Below are 17,625 nucleotides of genomic sequence, written 5' to 3'. Positions count from 1 at the left end.
TGTTCTGGTGAATACATGGAAGACAGACGTGACGGATGGTCTGATCGATGATATCATAGAGGAAGTAAAAGCCCGCATGGATAAGATCCAGGGCCAGTCCTGCGGATGCCGGCGCAAACCAAAAGTCCTGGTACTTGGAGCATTGGAACAGGCGGAAGAAAATATACTGAAGTCCTTTGCAGAAATCTGTACTTCTTTGGAGGAAGGAACCTGTGATTTTGTTGTGGCAGCGCAGGTTTCCGCTGGTCTTCTGGCTTTTACAGCCCTGGGAATCCCCGGACAGCCGGAGGCACAGCGAATCCTTGAGGCCATGCTGAACGGCAAAAAGGTATATTTCCTGGAAAAAGGCCTGGAATACAGGAGATACCGAGAGTCTTCCTACAAGGCGTTATTCCAGAAATACCAGGAGTATGAGGAGGAGATCAGGCGCTTCGGCGGAGAGATCGTCTCCAGTATACAGGAGGCAGCAGAACTTGAAATGCGGACCCGGAAAGAGGAATGCGCGCCCAAAGAGGACAGCGCGGCCTTTGATATGACCGGATTAAAACTGTTGGGAGAATCCGACCTGGGAAAAATACGGGGAACCGGTTACAGAACCGTATTGATCGGCAGAAAAACCATCATTACGCCACTGGCCAAGGACTATATTTCCAATCATAATCTGACAGTCAGAAGACAGCAGTGAGGTGCACAGATGGAAATTGGAACAGTAATCGGAAGCGTATGGGCCACAAAAAAAGACGAGGCGATCAGCGGACAGAAACTGCTGGTGATAGATGTGATGAAACGGTACAGGCAGGAAAATGGCTCCCTGCTGGTTGCCGCGGATGTCATCGGCGCCGGTGTGGGGGATAAGGTTTTGATCTGCCGGGGAAATTCCGCAAGAATGGTTGTGGGAAATGGAAAAACACCGGTGGATGCAGCTATTGTGGGAATTATAGATACACTGGATGTAACCTTTCAGTAGACCTGCAGGCAATATATACACAAGGAGGGATGACGGTTGAGCATCAATGAAATAATTATATATATTATGGTAATATTTGCGGCTCTGGGAGCATTGGACAGAATATTCGGCAGCCGTTTCGGATTAGGGGAAAAGTTTGAAGAGGGGATCATGGCAATCGGCGCCCTCGCTGTCTCCATGGTGGGAATCATCGCCCTTGCACCTGTGATCGCCAATCTTTTAAAGCCGGTCATTGTACCTGTGTTTGGCCTTTTGGGAGCTGACCCGGCCATGTTTGCAGGTTCTATTCTGGCCAATGATATGGGCGGTGCGCCTCTGGCACAGGCGCTGGCGCTGAACGAGGATGCGGGCAATTTCGGCGGTCTGATCGTAGGAGCTATGTTGGGGCCTACCATTGTATTTACCATCCCGGTGGCTCTTGGGATCATCAGGGAAGAGGACAGGAAATATCTGGCCACCGGTGTTCTTGCAGGTGTGATCACCATTCCCATCGGCTCCCTTGCAGGCGGACTCGCTGCAGGATATTCCATTGTCATGGTGTTAAGGAATCTGATACCCATCATCATTTTTGCTGTCCTGATCGCCCTTGGTCTTTGGAAGTTTGAAAATGCCATGGTAAAAGGATTTACGTATTTTGGTAAGTTCGTGGTGGCAGTTATCACCCTGGGACTTGGTGTGGGGATCATAGAACAGCTCACAGGGATCGTCCTGATCCCCGGCATGAACCCTATCCGTGAGGGATTTGAGGTAGTGGCAGACATTGCCATTGTTCTGGCCGGTGCATTCCCGCTGGTATATGTGATCACTAAGGTGTTCAAAAAACCGCTCATGGGACTGGGAAAAGTTCTGGGAATGAATGAGGTGGCGGCAGCAGGTCTGGTAGCCAGCCTTGCAAACAGTATCCCCATGTTCGGAATGATGAAGGACATGGATGACAGAGGAAAAGTGCTGAACGTAGCCTTTGCCGTGTCAGCGGCCTTTGTGTTCGGAGATCATCTGGGATTTACGGCAGGATTTAACCAGGATATGATCTTTCCTATGATCGTGGGAAAGCTGGTAGGCGGTATCACGGCAGTATTTGCCGCGCTGCTCCTTGTACGGAATAAAAGTGTATCAAAAGAAGCGTAGTTGAAAGGCTATGCATAAGATAGTGGAAGACAGGTGAAGATATGGAAATAAGCAGAGAAGTGATTGAACAGATCATAACACAGATACTGACAGAGAAAATGGGGACTTCGGGTTATCCGAGGAATGATGTACACAGGCAGGAGATCGCAGGTGTCATCAAGATGGAGGTCCCCAAGATCCATGTGACAGAGACAGACAGACTGGATACCGGAGACAAAAATGACAGGGTATATACACACGATTTGTTTACCCTTTCCGAAAGTCCCAGGCTTGGCTGCGGTATCATGGAAATGGAAAAGACTACCTTTGACTGGACTCTGGACTATGATGAGATTGATTATGTAATAGAAGGCTCGCTCACTATCATAAAGGATAACATGCACGTGACAGCAGGGCCGGGGGAGATCATTCTTATTCCAAAAGGTTCCTCAATACAGTTTTCTGTCCCCCAAAGAGCCCGATTCCTCTATGTGACATATCCCGCAGACTGGGCAAAATGATATTATGCCTTCAAAAAGCCTTTTATGATGGTTTCCTCTGCCTCCTCCTTTGTGAGTCCTAAAGTGCGAAGCTTTATGACCTGCTCACCGGCGATTTTACCAATGGCAGCTTCATGGATCAGTACAGCGTCAATACTGCCCGCGAAGAGTTCTGGGGATGCGTTTACTGTGCCTTGATCAGCCAGGATAGCGTCACACTCGGAGTGTCCGCTGCAGCGGCAGTTTCCCATGATCCGGGAGTGGTAATTCTGGCGGGAGGTACCTTTTGCGACAGAGCGTGAGATCAGGTCTACGGCGGAGTCCTCCCCGTCCATGGAGACGGTAAAGTCCGTCTTCGCTGTTTCATTTTTTTCTGTCAGGATACTTTCATGAATGGTCAGCCTGGCTCCAGCAGCCAGTCTGGCCGTTGTCTTTCTCACCGTACTGTCAATGCCTCCTATCTGTACGGTATCCATTTCCAGAATAGAATTTTCCATAAGAACTATATCTGTAACCGGATCTATGCGTTTTTGACCGGTCCCTGTCCCTGTGCCCACGTGTTTTTCTTTGTAAAGAACATGGGCGCCTGATTCCAGGAAAAATCTGTGAATGCCATTATGTCGTGCCGTATCCCCGCTGTCTGTGTGGACACCGCATCCGGCAATAATGGTGACATCTGCACCGGTCCCTACATAAAAATCGTTATATACAAGATCGTCGATAGCTCCGTGGGTTACGCAGGCAGGAATATAAACAATCTCCTTTGCCGTCTCAGGGCTTATATGTATGATAAGCCCGGGGGCATCCTTTTTTGCTTCAATGCGGATATTAGGAGTGGACCGGCGGCCCACACATTCTCCGTTTTCCCGGATATTGAACGCGCCCCGGAACTCTCCGGCAAAGTCGGAAATCATCTTTAAGAGTTTTTCAGAGATTCGATTCATAATACAGACTCCTTAACAGCCGGCGTATAGGCTTTTATTTTAACATATGAATTTTATTTTATATTTAATACGGAATTCTGCACCCAACGTTACGATTCATCCATTCGGCTTCATAGCAGCAAAAGCATGCACACAGACTGCGGTTTTGCAAAGATTGACAACAGAATCCCTCCTCATCTATAATACTTGTAAACAATAAACTGCCGTCTCATCTTATATCTGCAAAGCGGCTGTCATTGCTGAGAGATATTTTTGGGGAGGATGGGAAAGGGAGGTAGCTAAGTGGTACATACATTTTGGAATGTAGCAGGGTTAAATCTGCTCTTAGTGGAAATTCAGTTCCTGCTACAGGTATTAAAAGAACTTAAAAAATGATTGACACAGCTATGTGACTGTTCTATAATGACAGATAATTTAAAAGAATCCGTGAAACTCTTAACGTTATGACAAGAGCATATGTTTGTATGTGATACCTTTACAGGTGGCTTGCTGTTTAACTTCTGTTCCTTTGTTGGGGCAGGAGTTTTTTTGTAACTAGACAGAGAATCGCTGGACTGATAGATAAAAGGAGAAACTATGAATGAAAAATTCCAATCCCTGTCACAGGAGAAACAACAGGCAGTCATAAATGCCGCTATGGAGGTTTTCGGGAAAAATGAGTATAAAAGAGCATCCACAGACTTGATCGCGGCAAAGGCAGGCATATCAAAAGGGTTATTATTTTACTATTTTCGTAATAAAAAGGAATTATACCTGTACATATATAACTGTCTGATCGAAACTATGCAGGAACAGATCCTCGATGAAAAATTTAAAGAGATAACTGATTTTTTTGATCTTCTGCGTTATGCGACAACCCTTAAAGTACAGATCCTGGAAAGGTATCCTTTTATTTTGGACTTTGCTATGCGTGCTTTTTATTCCGAAAGGGAAGATGTATCAGATGAACTTAAAAATGTAAACACCATGCAGGAGGATGTTTTATTTCAGCTATGTTTTGGGCATATAGATACCTCGAAATTTAAAGAGGAGGTCGAGCCGTTTAAAGTCTATAAAATGCTGCGCTGGATGGGTGACGGTTATATACATGATGTTCAGATGTCAGGTGCAGAGTTTCAGCTTGATAAAATGATGAAAGAATTTGAGGAATGGATGGATATGTTCCAAATGCTTGTCTATAAGGATGAGTTCCGGAAAAAATAAGCACAGGGTATCTATTTCCTTTCTCGCGGCCATCAGCCATGAAGCGGAAAATAGATACCCTGTTTTCAATCATTATTATGGCATTGCTACATATCCCGTGTAAGTTTATCAAAGGCCTGGTTTATTGGCAGCAGCCCTTTAAAAAACAGATCAGGCTCCGTACCGCTCATGACACGGAATCCCATAAATACATAACTTCCGTAAGGTGAATAGGAATCAATACAGCGTTTTACTTCCTCCTCGATCACAGCGTCCGGTGCGTCTTCCCTTCCGGCGGGGCCGTTGGAATCATAGCCCCCGATCACTGCAATCTGCTTTCCGTATTTCTGTAAGATTCCGGCAATATCATTGACAGGCTGAGCTGAGGACCAGGCAACAGCTCCCTCGTCGATGAAGTCCGGAATCAGCGGCTCACAATGGCCGCAGGTGTGCATAATAGGCATCATGCCGTAAGCCTTTACCGCGTCATTTAAGCGTTTGTGGGAAGGCTTTATCAGATCTCTGTATGTCTGTGGGCTTAAAAACAAGCTCTGTTGTGTGGCCACATCATCGTAGCTGGTAAAAAAGTCCGGTTTAAAATAATGAGCAACTCTCTCCGCCAGACGGATTTTGTAATCCGTGATGGCTTCAATCAGACTGCGGCAGGCTTCCGGTTCCTCCGCGAACGCACACAGCCCGTCCATAAATCCCATCAGATGTGTCACCCGTAAGAACTGGGCGTTCCATGCACCATATTCTATGAGCTGACGGTCACGGTCTGCGCCGGATAACTGTATTTCGGCCTGACCCTTCCAATCATATGCATCCAAATCCGGGAACTTTACCACATCCTCCCAGTCAGTGATATCATCCAGTACGATATGTCCCGGAGCCGGTACGGCCTGCCCTCCGGCGGAACGGGAGGCTTCCCAGACAACACCAAACCCATCGGGACCGCCCCCGAAAGGCCCGTTTTCAAAAGTCTCCAAAGAACCTCCTGCCATTACGACCATTCCGCTCATTGCACTTGGCAGATGCTGCGGTTTTTCATGTCCTACAACAGCAGCCAGATAATCTTCCTTTGTAAACATAAAAAATCCTCCTTTCTAAACTACATTTTGTAGTCAATACGTGTCTTTTATTTTATAATAACATGTATGATATCAGGAAAAACAGACTCCAATCGTAGAAAAAGAGGAAGCATTTAGACTACAAATTGTATGCCAAGGAGAAGAATATGGATTTACAATATTTACAGTACCAATTATGGTATCATGGAATGAAGAATAGTAAGCTGCAGTACCGGAAAAAGCAGGAGTTTGACAGATACGGGTTTTATGAGAAGGGGATGCCGGCAGAACCCCGGATGCTGTATGTTCTCAATGGGCAGGAGCTAGAGCAGTATGCAGGAGATTTGGAAGGATGTACAGTGTTGGCAGCAGGAGACTGTAGTTGGTCGGCTGATTATGCATGCAGTGCCCTTCTTTTGGAAAGTGAACAGAAAAACAGAGTGTGTAATCTCTTGTCTGAGATATTCCCGGCTTATGAGAAATGGAAATTTGCCGTGAATAACGCGGAACTTCTGCTGCCGGAAACGATTCTGGAGGTGACCAGCCCTATCCTCCACACTGGCATGACGGTCATAAACAACAGTTATTGTTATATTGCGCGCAATGAGATGTACCGGGAAGTGATGCGGCAGGATTTTTTTACAGACGAGGAGATCGCAAATCTGGTGTGGGATGAAGATTTTTATCTCTGTCAGGACAGAACTGATGTATATGAATACAGGATGAAAACGGATGATATGAGGATGCTTTGTTATAATATCCTGTATGAAAAAAGTTACTATGCCAGATTTATTTCTGAACTTCCTGAGACAGACTATCCTGAAATATTCCTAAAATATTTTACCATAACAGCAGAAGCACTGCAGGCACATTTTAATGAACAGGGGATCGCCAGCCATACAGGTGTGAAAAGCGGGGATTTTTGCGAACAGGTGCAGAATCTGCTGAAAGGCAGAATGCCAGCCCACAGGTATGTGATCCGACAGTATGATTGGGAGGAAAACCATACCTACCAGGTGATCTTATTCCAGTTTTCTGAGAAGTATCCGGTGAGCACAGGAAAAGAGTATCTGAGACAGAAAATAGAGACTCTGTTTAAGGACTGTTGTGTCATCATTCAGGATACGGATTATATCTGTGTCCGTAATTTATCGCGGAGCAAAGAAGAGGATCTGCATGGGGAGCTGGCTTTATTTCTAAGGGAAAATGTTGCAAAAGCCGGGATCAGCAATACGTATACAGGATTTCAGGACTGGGATATGTATGAAAAGCAGGCATATGAGGCCATGGAAATCGGGAGAGAGACAGATGCGCATTTCTGGTATTATTATTTTAAAGATTATGCCTTTGCCGCCATGCTTAGAGCGTGTACTCAAAAGTATCCAGCTAAAGAGCTTATATCCCCAGTTCTTAAAATCCTGAAAAACTATGACAAGGAACACAGAACAGACCTGTGTCAAACCCTGGATGTGTACCTGAAACAAAACTGCAGTGCTACACACACTGCAAAAGTGTTGTTTATCCAGCGATCGTCTGTTTTAAAGAGAATAGAAAAAATAAAGAAAATAACAGGAGTTCATCTGGATTCCTGTGAAGAAAAAATTTATATCATGGTCTCTTATCACATTTTGGAACAGATGGAAAAAATGAAGAGGAAGATATAAAAGAAAAATATTTCGCACATGTCAGCAAGTATACCCGTTTATTAGTCAGGAGTACAGTTTTCTGCAGTATGTGCGGATTCTTTTTGGCAGTAGTGACTGCAAGTTTGATACTCTTAGGCTGTATTTTTTCCATAAGATCTGCAATTTTTTCTGTTAATTCATTGGCCGGGCTGGTCTCATAAAAGCCGATCAATATGCGATGTTTCTGACATGGTTTGTAAAGCGATTTGTATAGTGCTTTCGTTGACTTTAGTGCACTGGGGTAATATAATGCTGTTTATAGACTGTTTCAGGATAATGTACATAAAGAGAGGTGAAGCTTAGATGGAAACACAATTGGTGACGGACATACAAAAGTATTCCATACATGACGGGGAAGGAATTCGCACCACCATATTTTTTAAGGGGTGTCCGCTGTCCTGTATCTGGTGCCACAATCCGGAGACACAGGATTACCGTAAACAGTTCATGTGGAACAGAGAAAAATGCACGGGATGCGGGGAATGTGCAGGTGCATGTCCCTCCGGAGCTGTTTCCATGGACGGGCAAAAACCGGTTACAGATGCAGAAAAGTGCAGCATCTGTCATACCTGTGAGGAATACTGTCTGCCAAATGCCAGGGAGTTTGCCGGCAGGGAATATACAGTTGAGGATTTGGTGAAAGAGGCAGTAAAAGACCAGCCTTTTTACGAGCAGTCCCACGGCGGTGTCACTCTTTCAGGAGGAGAGGTACTGGCCCGGGATATGGATTTTGTGGAGCGGCTGATGGGGGAACTGGCAGAACGGGGAATACGGGTGAATGTGGATACCTGCGGATATGTTCCATGGGAGAATATACAGAGGGTGCTTCCCTACACGGACACGTTTTTATATGATATAAAAGTTATGGATTCGGATCTGCACCGGGAAATGACCGGAGCGGGAAATGAAGAAATCCTGGATAATCTCATAAAACTTTCCGAAAGCGGAGCCGCAGTCTGGATCCGTATTCCGGTTGTGGGCGGTGTAAATGATACGGACAGGAATATGAAAGAGACACTGGAGTTTCTCAGTGCCCATTCCATTATGCCCGTATGGATCCATCTGCTACCCTACCACAATACAGGAAGCGGAAAATACCCAAGGCTGGGACAGGAATATCAGGGCAGAGGTTTTACCACTCCCTCTAAAGAGCGCATGCGGGAACTGGCGGACATGTGCAAAAAACAGGGATTTCAGACCGAAATAGGAGGTTGATCTAGATGGAACATGGATTAAATGACAGAATTTCCAGGCTTCGCAGGGAGAGCCTGGAAACAGAAGCCCATATAGATATGGAGCGGGCAAAAATAGAAACAGAGGTATACCGAAGATACGAAGGCACGGTATCTGTTCCGGAACTGCGGGCACTGGTCTTAAAGCATTATTTTGCCGAAAAAACACTGTACATCGGTGAAGGTGAACTGTTGGTGGGAGAAAAGGGGAACGGGCCTCAGGCTGCGCCCACCTTTCCGGAGCTGTGCTGCCATACAGTGCAGGACCTCCATGTGATGAATGACAGGGAATTGATCAGCTTTAAGGTGCGAAAGGAGGACTATGCTTTTCAGGAAAAAGAAATGATACCGTTTTGGGAGAGACGTTCTATCCGGCATCGAATACTGGATAAAATGACTCCTGAATGGAAGAAAGCCTATCAATGCGGCATATTTACGGAATTCATGGAACAGAGAGGCCCGGGCCACACGGTGGGTTCTGAGAATATTTATAAGAACGGTTTCCTTGACTATAAGGACAAGATACAGGAGGCCATGAGGAATCTGGACTACAGCCGGGATCCGGAGGCGCTGGATAAAGAAAATGAGCTTCGCGCTATGGACATTGCCTGTGATGCAGTGATCCTCCTGGGCAGTCGGTATCATGCGTATGCTCTGCAGTTGGCAGAAAAAGAAGAGGATATGGTCCGCAAAGAGGAGCTTCTGCAGATCGCCCATAACTGCAGTGTTGTGCCGGCACATAAACCGGAGACTTACTGGCAGGCGCTTCAGATGTATTGGTTTGTGCATCTGGCTGTGACCAGTGAACTGAATCCGTGGGATGCCTATAGTCCCGGAAGATTAGACCAGCATCTGATCTCTTTCTACCGAAACGATATCAGTAAGGGCAGTTTGGACAGAGAACGTGCAAAAGAACTGCTGGAATGCCTGTGGGTGAAGTTTAACAATCAGCCGGCTCCTCCGAAAGTGGGGATCACACTGAAAGAGAGCGGCACCTATACAGACTTTGCCAATATCAATACCGGCGGAGTGACACCGGAAGGGCAGGACGGTGTCAATGAGGTGAGCTATCTGATCCTGGAATGCATGGATGAAATGAAATTACTGCAGCCCAGCTCAAATGTACAGATCAGCAGGAAGACCCCTCTGGAGTTCTTATTAAAAGCATGTGAAATTTCAAGAAAAGGGTGGGGACAGCCTGCGTTTTACAACACAGAGAGTATTATACAGGAGCTGTTAAATGCAGGAAAATCTATTGAAGACGCAAGAAAGGGAGGCACAAGCGGATGCGTGGAGACAGGGGCTTTTGGAAATGAAGCATATATACTGACCGGATATTTTAATCTGCCGAAAATTCTTGAGATCACCCTCTGCAATGGATATGATCCCGTTGCCGGGGAAACCCTTGGTCTGCCTCTTGGCAAAGCGGAAGATTTTAAATCCTATGAGGAGCTTTTCCAGGCATACAAAAAACAGATCCTGTATTTCCTGGACATCAAGATGCGGGGCAATCATGTGATCGAGGGAATATACGCCCGCTATATGCCGGTTCCGTTCCTGTCTGTGATTACCAATGACTGTATTGTAAAAGGGAAAGATTATAATGCCGGGGGTGCCAGATACAACACCAACTATCTGCAGGGCGTAGGCATCGGCACGATTACAGACAGCCTTGCTGCCATAAAATACAATGTGTTTGACAAGAAAAAATTTACAATGTCGGAACTTATGCAGGCGCTTAGGGATGATTTTGAAGGGCATGGACGTATCCGGAATCTTGTGAGCAATAAGACACCAAAATATGGAAACGATGATGATTATGCGGATGATATCATGAGAGATGTTTTTCAGTTCTATTATGAAAGCGTGACCGGGCGGCCAAATATGAAAGGCGGAACGTACCGCATTAATATGCTGCCGACTACCTGCCATGTCTATTTTGGGGAAGTGATGATGGCAAGTCCAAACGGACGTATGGCCCATAAGCCAGTTTCTGAAGGCATTTCTCCGGAAAAAGGAGCAGATGTCCACGGCCCTACAGCGGTAGTGAAATCCTGTTCCAAGATGGACCATGTGAACACAGGCGGAACACTGTTGAACCAGAAATTTACACCTCAGGTGGTGTCCGGTGAGAACGGACTCATACAGATGGCAAACCTGGTGCGGACGTATTTTAACCTGGACGGGCATCACATACAGTTTAATGTGATAGACCGCCAGACCCTTCTGGATGCACAGGAACGTCCGGATGAATACAAGGATTTGATTGTTCGTGTGGCAGGGTACAGTGACCATTTCCGCAACCTGAGCAAAGCCCTGCAGGATGAGATCATTGACAGAACAGAGCAGTCCTTTGGATGATTTTACTGCCCGAAGAGGGATGGCAAGTGCGGCTTTCCTGACTGAATATTACAATTTACAGCCTGAACGTAACGATTTACAGCCCTGCAAAAATGCAGTTCTGTGAATCGTTACGTCTGCATTTTTCGGGGCGGATTTGCTTTGCTGATCATAGGAGCAGATAGGACAGCAGGCAGCAAAGCGGCGGTTCGAGTATGAAAAATAAAACTTTTATAAAGTCATTGCATCTGAAGGAAAAAAAGAATATAATAAGCCTACATTTTAAAAAGAATTTGTAATACATTTCTGAATTGAAAAGTTCTATTTATCAATGGCGTATCAGCCAAAAGTTCAGCGTGAAAACATTTGGAAGGCAGACAATATAAATACGATTGAAAAATGCAGACAATATAAATATGATTGAAATGCAAAGGCATATATTGTATAATAAAATAAAAATAATGCAAATCTTCTTTCTGTCATATGATATCAGTATGTGATCTGTCTGCTTTCCTGAAGGAGGCCATATGGGGAGAAAAAGGTTAGCGGCATCATCCGTGAAAGCAAAGGATGAAGATATCTATAACTGTCTGTCAGAGAATGAAGTATTTGCGGACCTGTTTAACGGTGCAGTCTTTCAGGGAATCCAGGTAATAAAACCTGAGTATCTGGAGGAGATGAATGAGAAAAAACAATTAAAAGTACCGGGCAGAGACGGACGGCCAGCAGTGATCAAAAAGCTGCGTGATGTACAGAAAGGGAGTGGATTGGGAGAGGGGATTCTGAGTTTAGAGCTTGCGGCTGAAGGGCAGCGGAAGGTCCATTATGGGATGCCGGTAAGACACATGCTCTATGATGCGGTTGATTACACAAAACAAATACAGAACCTGGAGAAAAAACATAAAAGCAGCAGAGATTTCTCTTCTGGCGCGGAGTTCCTTTCAGGAATGAAAAGGGAAGACAGGCTGAGGCCGATCATAACACTGGCATTTTTTTACCGGGAAGACCAGCTGTGGGATGGCCCTATGTGTCTTCATGATATGCTGGAGTTTCCAAAAGTATTGGAGCCTTGGAAGAGTTATATTCCCAACTATCCGCTGAATCTGGTGTACAGCGGAAATGTCAATCCCGAGAATTTCCAGACGGGACTGCGGGAAGTGTTCGAGCTTTTGAAGGTGGCAAAAGATCAGGCTGCCATGGAGAAATTCCTTGATAAAAACCGGGCGCGCTACAGTGATCTGGAATGGAAAAGAGGTAAGCTGATCGGAGATTTTCTGGATATTCCGTTGATCAAAAGAAATGCAGATATTATCAGAACAGAAGGAGGAGGTATGAATATGTGTACAGCGTTTCAGCAAATGTGCATGAAAGGAGAGCAGAGGGGCAGAAAGTTAGGCGAAGAAAGATTGTCCAAGCTGATACAGTTCCTTTTCCATGACAACAGGATTGAAGATTTACAGAGAGCCTCTTTGGACGCAGAATACAGGGAAATTTTATATAAAGAGTATGGACTGGGCTTGGAAAACGGTAACAGTTCAGATTTGTCAGATTAAGCTTTAAGATAAAGTGTACAAACATTCCTTGATGAGTTATGATATAAAAGTTAAGACTAAATGAGAAAAGGAATATGAAGTAACAATGAAGAGGGATTTGACAACAGGAAACATCATTAAAACCATGCTCATATTTGCAGGCCCAATGATTCTTGGAAATCTCCTGCAGCAGTTTTACAATATAGCGGATACGCTGATTGTGGGAAGGTTTGTAGGAGCGGATGCCATGGCATCTGTGGGAGCCGCGTATACGCTTATGACTTTTTTGACCTCCATACTGATCGGATTGTGTATGGGAAGCTGCTCTCTGGTTTCTTTTTACTTTGGTAAGCAGGATAAGGAAAAGATGGAGGTATGTGTACAGGGTTCGTTTCTTTTGATAGGCGGAGTTACGGTAGGTATAAATGTGCTGGTGTTTGTATTTATTGACCAGATTTTGCGGTTACTGCGGATACCGTCGGAAATATTATCCATGTCCCATGACTATGTGAGTATTATATTTTCCGGGATATTTTTTGTGTTTTTATATAATTATTATGCATACCTTCTGCGAGCTATAGGCAATTCTGTGGTCCCCCTTGTCTTTTTGGGGACTACATCGATCCTGAATGTTGTCCTTGATATTATATTTGTGGTGACTTTTGGCTGGGGGATTGCCGGTGCAGCACAGGCGACTGTAATATCCCAGGCCATATCCGGGATCGGTATTTCTATATATGTATGGGTCAAAGAACCGGTATACAGACTTCGTCTGTTTGGTAAAGCGCGTGTTTATATAACAGGGGAATCCATGCGGGAGATCACTAGATTTTCATTTGCAGCCTCCATCCAGCAATCGGTGATGAATCTGGGAATCCTGATGATACAGGGGCTGGTAAACAGTTTTGGCGTTGCTGTTATGGCTGCCTTTACAGCGGCAGTTAAGATAGATTCTTTTGCCTATATGCCTGCACAGGAATTCGGGAATGCCTTTTCCCTGTTTATCTCCCAGAATCACGGTGCCGGAAAAGAAAGCAGGATCCGAAAAGGGACAAAACAGGCTTTTGTGGTTTCCGCCTTGTTCTGTGGAGTGACTTCTGTGCTGGTATTTCTTCTGGCAAAGAACTTTATGTTGTTTTTTGTATCACCATCTGATACGGAAATTATAAAAATAGGTGTGGGATACCTGCGGATTGAAGGCGCATTTTACATAGGAATCGGAATTTTATTTTTACTGTATGGATATTACAGAGGAATCAATTTTCCTGAGATGTCATTGGTATTGACCATTATATCATTGGGTACCAGGGTGATCCTTGCCTATATACTGGCTCCAATAGAGGCAGTGGGCGTTGTTGGTATCTGGTGGGCAATACCCGTTGGATGGTTCTTAGCTGATGTAACAGGAATTATATATATGCGGCACAGAGAGCGTAAAAATTCTGAATAGATGAGAGAAATCCTGGGATTATTTCCCGGGATTTTTCATGTTCATCTTCCAAAGAAAAGCGGCATGCAGGTCAACAGCTTAAATAGAATTGAAAAATTGAATATTTATCCAAATACACAAAAATACTGTTTTTGTGAGAAAAAATCTGATTTATGCAATAATTCAGTAGACATCAAAAAAAATATAATGTTATAATAAATATAGGAAAATGAATGAAAATGCATGGCGTATTCAGAAATGGGGTGTGATTGGAATATGGCAGGATATGAGAATAAGATAATGAAAAGTAATGATTTTATTTGCCGCTATAAATCTGATGACTTTGCATACTGGAATTGCAATTACATCTGCAGGGAAGCATTCCTTTCAAGACAGCAGGCCCGGCTTCTTACGTATCTCCAGGAGAGAAAGTGGCTGCCTGTATTTCGCCTTATCGTTTTATACGAGACAAGCCATATTCATGTGCAGGAGTATAAAAAGATTTTTTATATATGTAGTGAGATGGATTCCGAGGAAGAAATCAGGGAGTCAGAAGAAAATCTGAAATACTTATTCCAACTGGGACTTTTAAAGGTTCATTTTTCGATTAAGAACCGGCTGTATATGTATCATTTCCTGGAACAGGGTGATGTTTTTCAAACATTTTATTCAAAATATAAAGGCATTCCGGATACACGTCCTGTTGTGGAAAGAGGTGCGGTTATGCTTTCAGAAGTGGGAAAGACGGCAATACTGATCGATGTAGAATAGGTGCAGAACTTTAGACTTAAAGAAAGAGGTCTTATAAGAGAACATTTAAAAAAGGGTATTTATAAAAATCCGATATCGGGTCTGACTGCCGATATCGGATTTTGTCTGTAATACTGGGTCCGTTATTTTTCAGTAAATTCTTTTAACGCTCTGCCTATACGCATGATCCCGTCTGATATTTTCTCTTCCGGCATATTAGAGAAATTAAGACGAAGTGTATTGCGTTTTTTTGTGTTTGGGAAAAAAGAGTTACCGGGAACAAAGGCAACATTGTGTTCAAGACACTTTTCAAGCAGTTTCACGGTATCTATTTTTTCGTCCAGTTCAATCCAGAGAAAAAGCCCGCCCTCAGGTTTTATGAAACTGATATTGGAAGGAAAGGACTGTCTGATGGCTTCTATGGCTGTATCACGCCGTTTTCGGTATACCTCACGTATTTTATCAATGTGGACATCAATATCATATTGTTCCAGATAAGCAGAAATGACCATCTGGGCTATGGTATTGCACTGCAGATCCACGCCCTGTTTTACAAGAACGTATTTACGGATCACCTCTTTCTCCCCGGCGATCCAACCAATCCTGTAACCGGGACAGAAGATTTTAGAGAAGGTTCCTGTGCACAGAACATTGCCTGCCCGGTCAAAGGATTTTATGGATGGAAGGAAGCTGCCCTCATATCTAAGCTCTCCGTATGGATTATCCTCCACAACCGCAACACGGTATCTGGCAGAAATCTCTGCGAGCTGCTGTCTGCGCTCCAGGCTCCAGGTTCTTCCGGTGGGATTTTGGAAGTCCGGGACTACATAGATCAGTTTTGCCGTTGGATATTGCGTAAGAGCCTTTTCCAGTTCAGAGATGATCATCCCATTCTCATCTGTACGGACCTCCGCAAATTTACAGCCATATGCCTTAAAAGCACTGATGGCAGCAAGGTATGTAGGACTTTCACACAGCACCACATCCTCTTCATCTAAGAAAACTTTTCCGGAGAGGTCAAGGGCCTGCTGGGAGCCATGTGTGATTAAAATATTTTCATGGCTAAAGGAAGTGCCAAGCTGGGTATTCATCCTCTTTGCAATCCATTCCCTGAGGGGCTGGTATCCCTCCGTGGTGGTATACTGCAAGGCATGTTCTCCATTGTGGTCCAGAACATAATCATTGACAGCTTTGATCTCCTCAATGGGAAAAAGTTCAGGAGCCGGAAGACCGCCGGCAAATGAAATGACCTCCGGCTGTTCTGTGAGTTTTAAAAGTTCTCTGATCTCTGAAGCAGTTACGGATGACATTCTTCTTGCATATTTATATTCCATGGGTATACTCCTTTTACATATCATTATAAGATAGGGTTTATTTCGTTGTCAGTCAGCGGTTCCTCCTGTTGGTGAGCCAGAATTAGCTTTCTGATCACATCACATAAAATTTTAATGCCGCAGGTGATCCGGTCTCTGGGAGGGAAGGTATAGTTTAACCGGATATAACATTCACCCTTTTGTTTTGACAGGTAGGCCGGCATGCCCGGCAGAATGGCAACCCCGTTTTTAGCTGCCTGTAAAGCCAGTAAATCCGCTGATAAGCCATCCGGAAGTCTGCACCACAGATAGTATCCGCCCTCCGGTATATTCCAGGAAAGGCCCTTGGGTGCATAACGCTTTAGGGCGTCAGCCATCATATCCCTTCTTTCCCGGTATTCTCTGCGTATGGATTCTACATATTTTTCCATCTCCCCATTGACAATAAAACGCTCCACGATCTGCTGGGAAATGCAGCAGGAATGTAGATCTACAAGCTGCCGGATGCTGGAAAAATGATGGATCAGTTTTTTATCCGCACAGATCCAGCCCAGGCGCAGTCCGGGATAAATGGTTTTGGAAAAAGAACTGAGGTATATGACATTTCCGTTTTTATCCATTGTTTTCAGAGGAGCAGCGGCCTGTCCTCGGAACCCCAGTTCACTGTATGGGTCATCCTCTAAAATGGGGACAGAATACCTGGCGGCTAATTCCAGAAGACGGACTTTTTTTGCAGTGCTCATGGAGACGCTGCAGGGATTGTGATAGGTGGGCATTGTGTAGATCAATTTCGGATGATAACGGATCAGGAGCTGTTCCAGCATTTTCACATCCATCCCGTCACTCTCCATGGGAACTGCCATAAGCCTGGCACCCATAGCACGGAAGCTCTGTATAGCGGGAAAAAAGGAAGGCTCTTCGATCAGCACAATGTCTCCGGGATTCAGAAAGGCGCGGGCTGTAAGATCAATACCTTCCTGCGCACCGGAAGTGATCATGATCTCTGAGGGCTGGCAGAAGCAGGAGCGCTTTTGCATATACGATGCCATGACTTTGCGGAAAGAAGAAAAACCTGCCACAGGAGAGACAAGCATTCCTTTCGGGTTGGATAATAACTCGTTCTCGATTCCTTTAAAGGCCTGAACAGGGGGATTCTCAAAGGAGGCGATTCCGGCGGCGAAGGATATTACATCCTTCTGGTTTGCCATTTCCAGATATTTATTTACATCAAAGGTATCACGGTTCTTCAGATAATCGCTGAACAGATACTCCCACATGGGTTCTTTGCGGTAATCCGTTCTGCGCTCCTGATGTTCTTCCTCCCTGACGGCAACGGTGCCTCTTCCCACATGGGATGCCAGCAGACCGTCAGCCTTTAATTCTTTATATGCGTTCAGCACGGTTGTCCGGTTAATTCCCAGGGTATCCGCTAATTGGCGTTCAGATGGAAATTGAAAACCATCGGGAATCTCCCCGGAAATGATCTGAGCCTGGATCTGTTCCGCTATCTGTCTATATAAGGGTGTCTTTTTTGATTTGTCTATTAGAATTTTCATTGGTTCCTCCAATTGGTT

The 17,625-nt window shown here is 44.8% G+C and carries 15 protein-coding genes; 11 read left to right on the top strand and 4 right to left on the bottom strand.

Going from position 1 to position 17,625, the window contains the following annotated elements:
- Nucleotides 1–7 precede the first annotated feature (7 nt).
- From BLCOC_RS15610 to BLCOC_RS15595, 4 genes are read left to right on the top strand one after another with little or no spacing between them, the layout of a single operon-like run.
- Nucleotides 8–685, top strand: coding sequence for a hypothetical protein (locus BLCOC_RS15610; protein WP_131918371.1), 678 nt, complete (start codon nucleotides 8–10; stop codon nucleotides 683–685).
- Between the two features lie 9 nt (nucleotides 686–694).
- A complete protein-coding gene (locus BLCOC_RS15605) occupies nucleotides 695–967 on the top strand; it encodes a EutN/CcmL family microcompartment protein (RefSeq protein WP_018598056.1) in 273 nt (90 codons plus the stop codon).
- 36 nt (nucleotides 968–1,003) lie between these two features.
- On the top strand, nucleotides 1,004–2,095 hold the full coding sequence (eutH, locus tag BLCOC_RS15600; RefSeq protein ID WP_018598057.1) for an ethanolamine utilization protein EutH: 1,092 nt from the start codon (nucleotides 1,004–1,006) through the stop codon (nucleotides 2,093–2,095).
- Nucleotides 2,096–2,136: 41 nt separating this feature from the next.
- Nucleotides 2,137–2,595, top strand: a complete 459-nt coding sequence (locus BLCOC_RS15595; protein ID WP_115622712.1) for a cupin domain-containing protein — start codon at nucleotides 2,137–2,139, stop codon at nucleotides 2,593–2,595.
- A 2-nt stretch (nucleotides 2,596–2,597) separates the two neighbouring features.
- Here the strand turns inward: BLCOC_RS15595 and BLCOC_RS15590 are convergent, their stop codons facing one another.
- Nucleotides 2,598–3,518 (bottom strand): SufB/SufD family protein, encoded by a 921-nt coding sequence (locus tag BLCOC_RS15590; protein WP_115622711.1) that lies wholly within the window; start codon nucleotides 3,516–3,518, stop codon nucleotides 2,598–2,600.
- 576 nt (nucleotides 3,519–4,094) lie between these two features.
- Between BLCOC_RS15590 and BLCOC_RS15585 the strand changes: the two genes are divergently transcribed.
- On the top strand, nucleotides 4,095–4,721 hold the full coding sequence (locus tag BLCOC_RS15585) for a TetR/AcrR family transcriptional regulator (protein WP_115622710.1): 627 nt from the start codon (nucleotides 4,095–4,097) through the stop codon (nucleotides 4,719–4,721).
- A gap of 86 nt (nucleotides 4,722–4,807) precedes the next feature.
- Here the strand turns inward: BLCOC_RS15585 and BLCOC_RS15580 are convergent, their stop codons facing one another.
- The gene (locus BLCOC_RS15580) at nucleotides 4,808–5,791 is read right to left on the bottom strand and encodes a uroporphyrinogen decarboxylase family protein (RefSeq protein WP_115622709.1); all 984 of its coding nucleotides are present in this window, start codon (nucleotides 5,789–5,791) and stop codon (nucleotides 4,808–4,810) included.
- A 146-nt stretch (nucleotides 5,792–5,937) separates the two neighbouring features.
- Between BLCOC_RS15580 and BLCOC_RS15575 the strand changes: the two genes are divergently transcribed.
- The 6 genes from BLCOC_RS15575 (at nucleotide 5,938) to BLCOC_RS15550 (ending at nucleotide 14,759) form a co-directional block, all read left to right on the top strand.
- Nucleotides 5,938–7,434, top strand: coding sequence for a PucR family transcriptional regulator (locus tag BLCOC_RS15575; RefSeq protein WP_115622708.1), 1,497 nt, complete (start codon nucleotides 5,938–5,940; stop codon nucleotides 7,432–7,434).
- 324 nt (nucleotides 7,435–7,758) lie between these two features.
- Entirely contained in the window at nucleotides 7,759–8,670 is a 912-nt protein-coding gene (locus BLCOC_RS15570; RefSeq protein ID WP_115622707.1) for a glycyl-radical enzyme activating protein, read from the top strand.
- A 5-nt stretch (nucleotides 8,671–8,675) separates the two neighbouring features.
- On the top strand, nucleotides 8,676–11,048 hold the full coding sequence (hypD, locus tag BLCOC_RS15565) for a trans-4-hydroxy-L-proline dehydratase (RefSeq protein WP_115622706.1): 2,373 nt from the start codon (nucleotides 8,676–8,678) through the stop codon (nucleotides 11,046–11,048).
- 506 nt (nucleotides 11,049–11,554) lie between these two features.
- Entirely contained in the window at nucleotides 11,555–12,580 is a 1,026-nt protein-coding gene (locus tag BLCOC_RS15560) for a hypothetical protein (RefSeq protein ID WP_115622705.1), read from the top strand.
- Nucleotides 12,581–12,665: 85 nt separating this feature from the next.
- Entirely contained in the window at nucleotides 12,666–14,009 is a 1,344-nt protein-coding gene (locus BLCOC_RS15555; RefSeq protein WP_115622704.1) for an MATE family efflux transporter, read from the top strand.
- A 279-nt stretch (nucleotides 14,010–14,288) separates the two neighbouring features.
- The gene (locus tag BLCOC_RS15550) at nucleotides 14,289–14,759 is read left to right on the top strand and encodes a hypothetical protein (RefSeq protein ID WP_131918370.1); all 471 of its coding nucleotides are present in this window, start codon (nucleotides 14,289–14,291) and stop codon (nucleotides 14,757–14,759) included.
- A gap of 122 nt (nucleotides 14,760–14,881) precedes the next feature.
- Here the strand turns inward: BLCOC_RS15550 and BLCOC_RS15545 are convergent, their stop codons facing one another.
- Nucleotides 14,882–16,072 carry an aminotransferase-like domain-containing protein gene (locus tag BLCOC_RS15545; RefSeq protein WP_115622701.1) on the bottom strand — a complete coding sequence of 397 codons (1,191 nt, stop codon included), beginning with the start codon at nucleotides 16,070–16,072 and terminating at the stop codon, nucleotides 14,882–14,884.
- A 23-nt stretch (nucleotides 16,073–16,095) separates the two neighbouring features.
- Nucleotides 16,096–17,607, bottom strand: a complete 1,512-nt coding sequence (gene pdxR / locus BLCOC_RS15540; RefSeq protein WP_115622700.1) for a MocR-like pyridoxine biosynthesis transcription factor PdxR — start codon at nucleotides 17,605–17,607, stop codon at nucleotides 16,096–16,098.
- Between the last annotated feature and the right edge of the window lie 18 nt (nucleotides 17,608–17,625).

The sequence above is a fragment of the Blautia coccoides genome (genome assembly GCF_034355335.1).
In the GTDB taxonomy this organism is placed as follows: Bacteria; Bacillota; Clostridia; order Lachnospirales; family Lachnospiraceae; genus Blautia; species Blautia producta.
The sequence above is the reverse complement of the archived record's forward strand: the minus strand, read 5'-3'. Positions and strand labels throughout refer to the sequence as shown.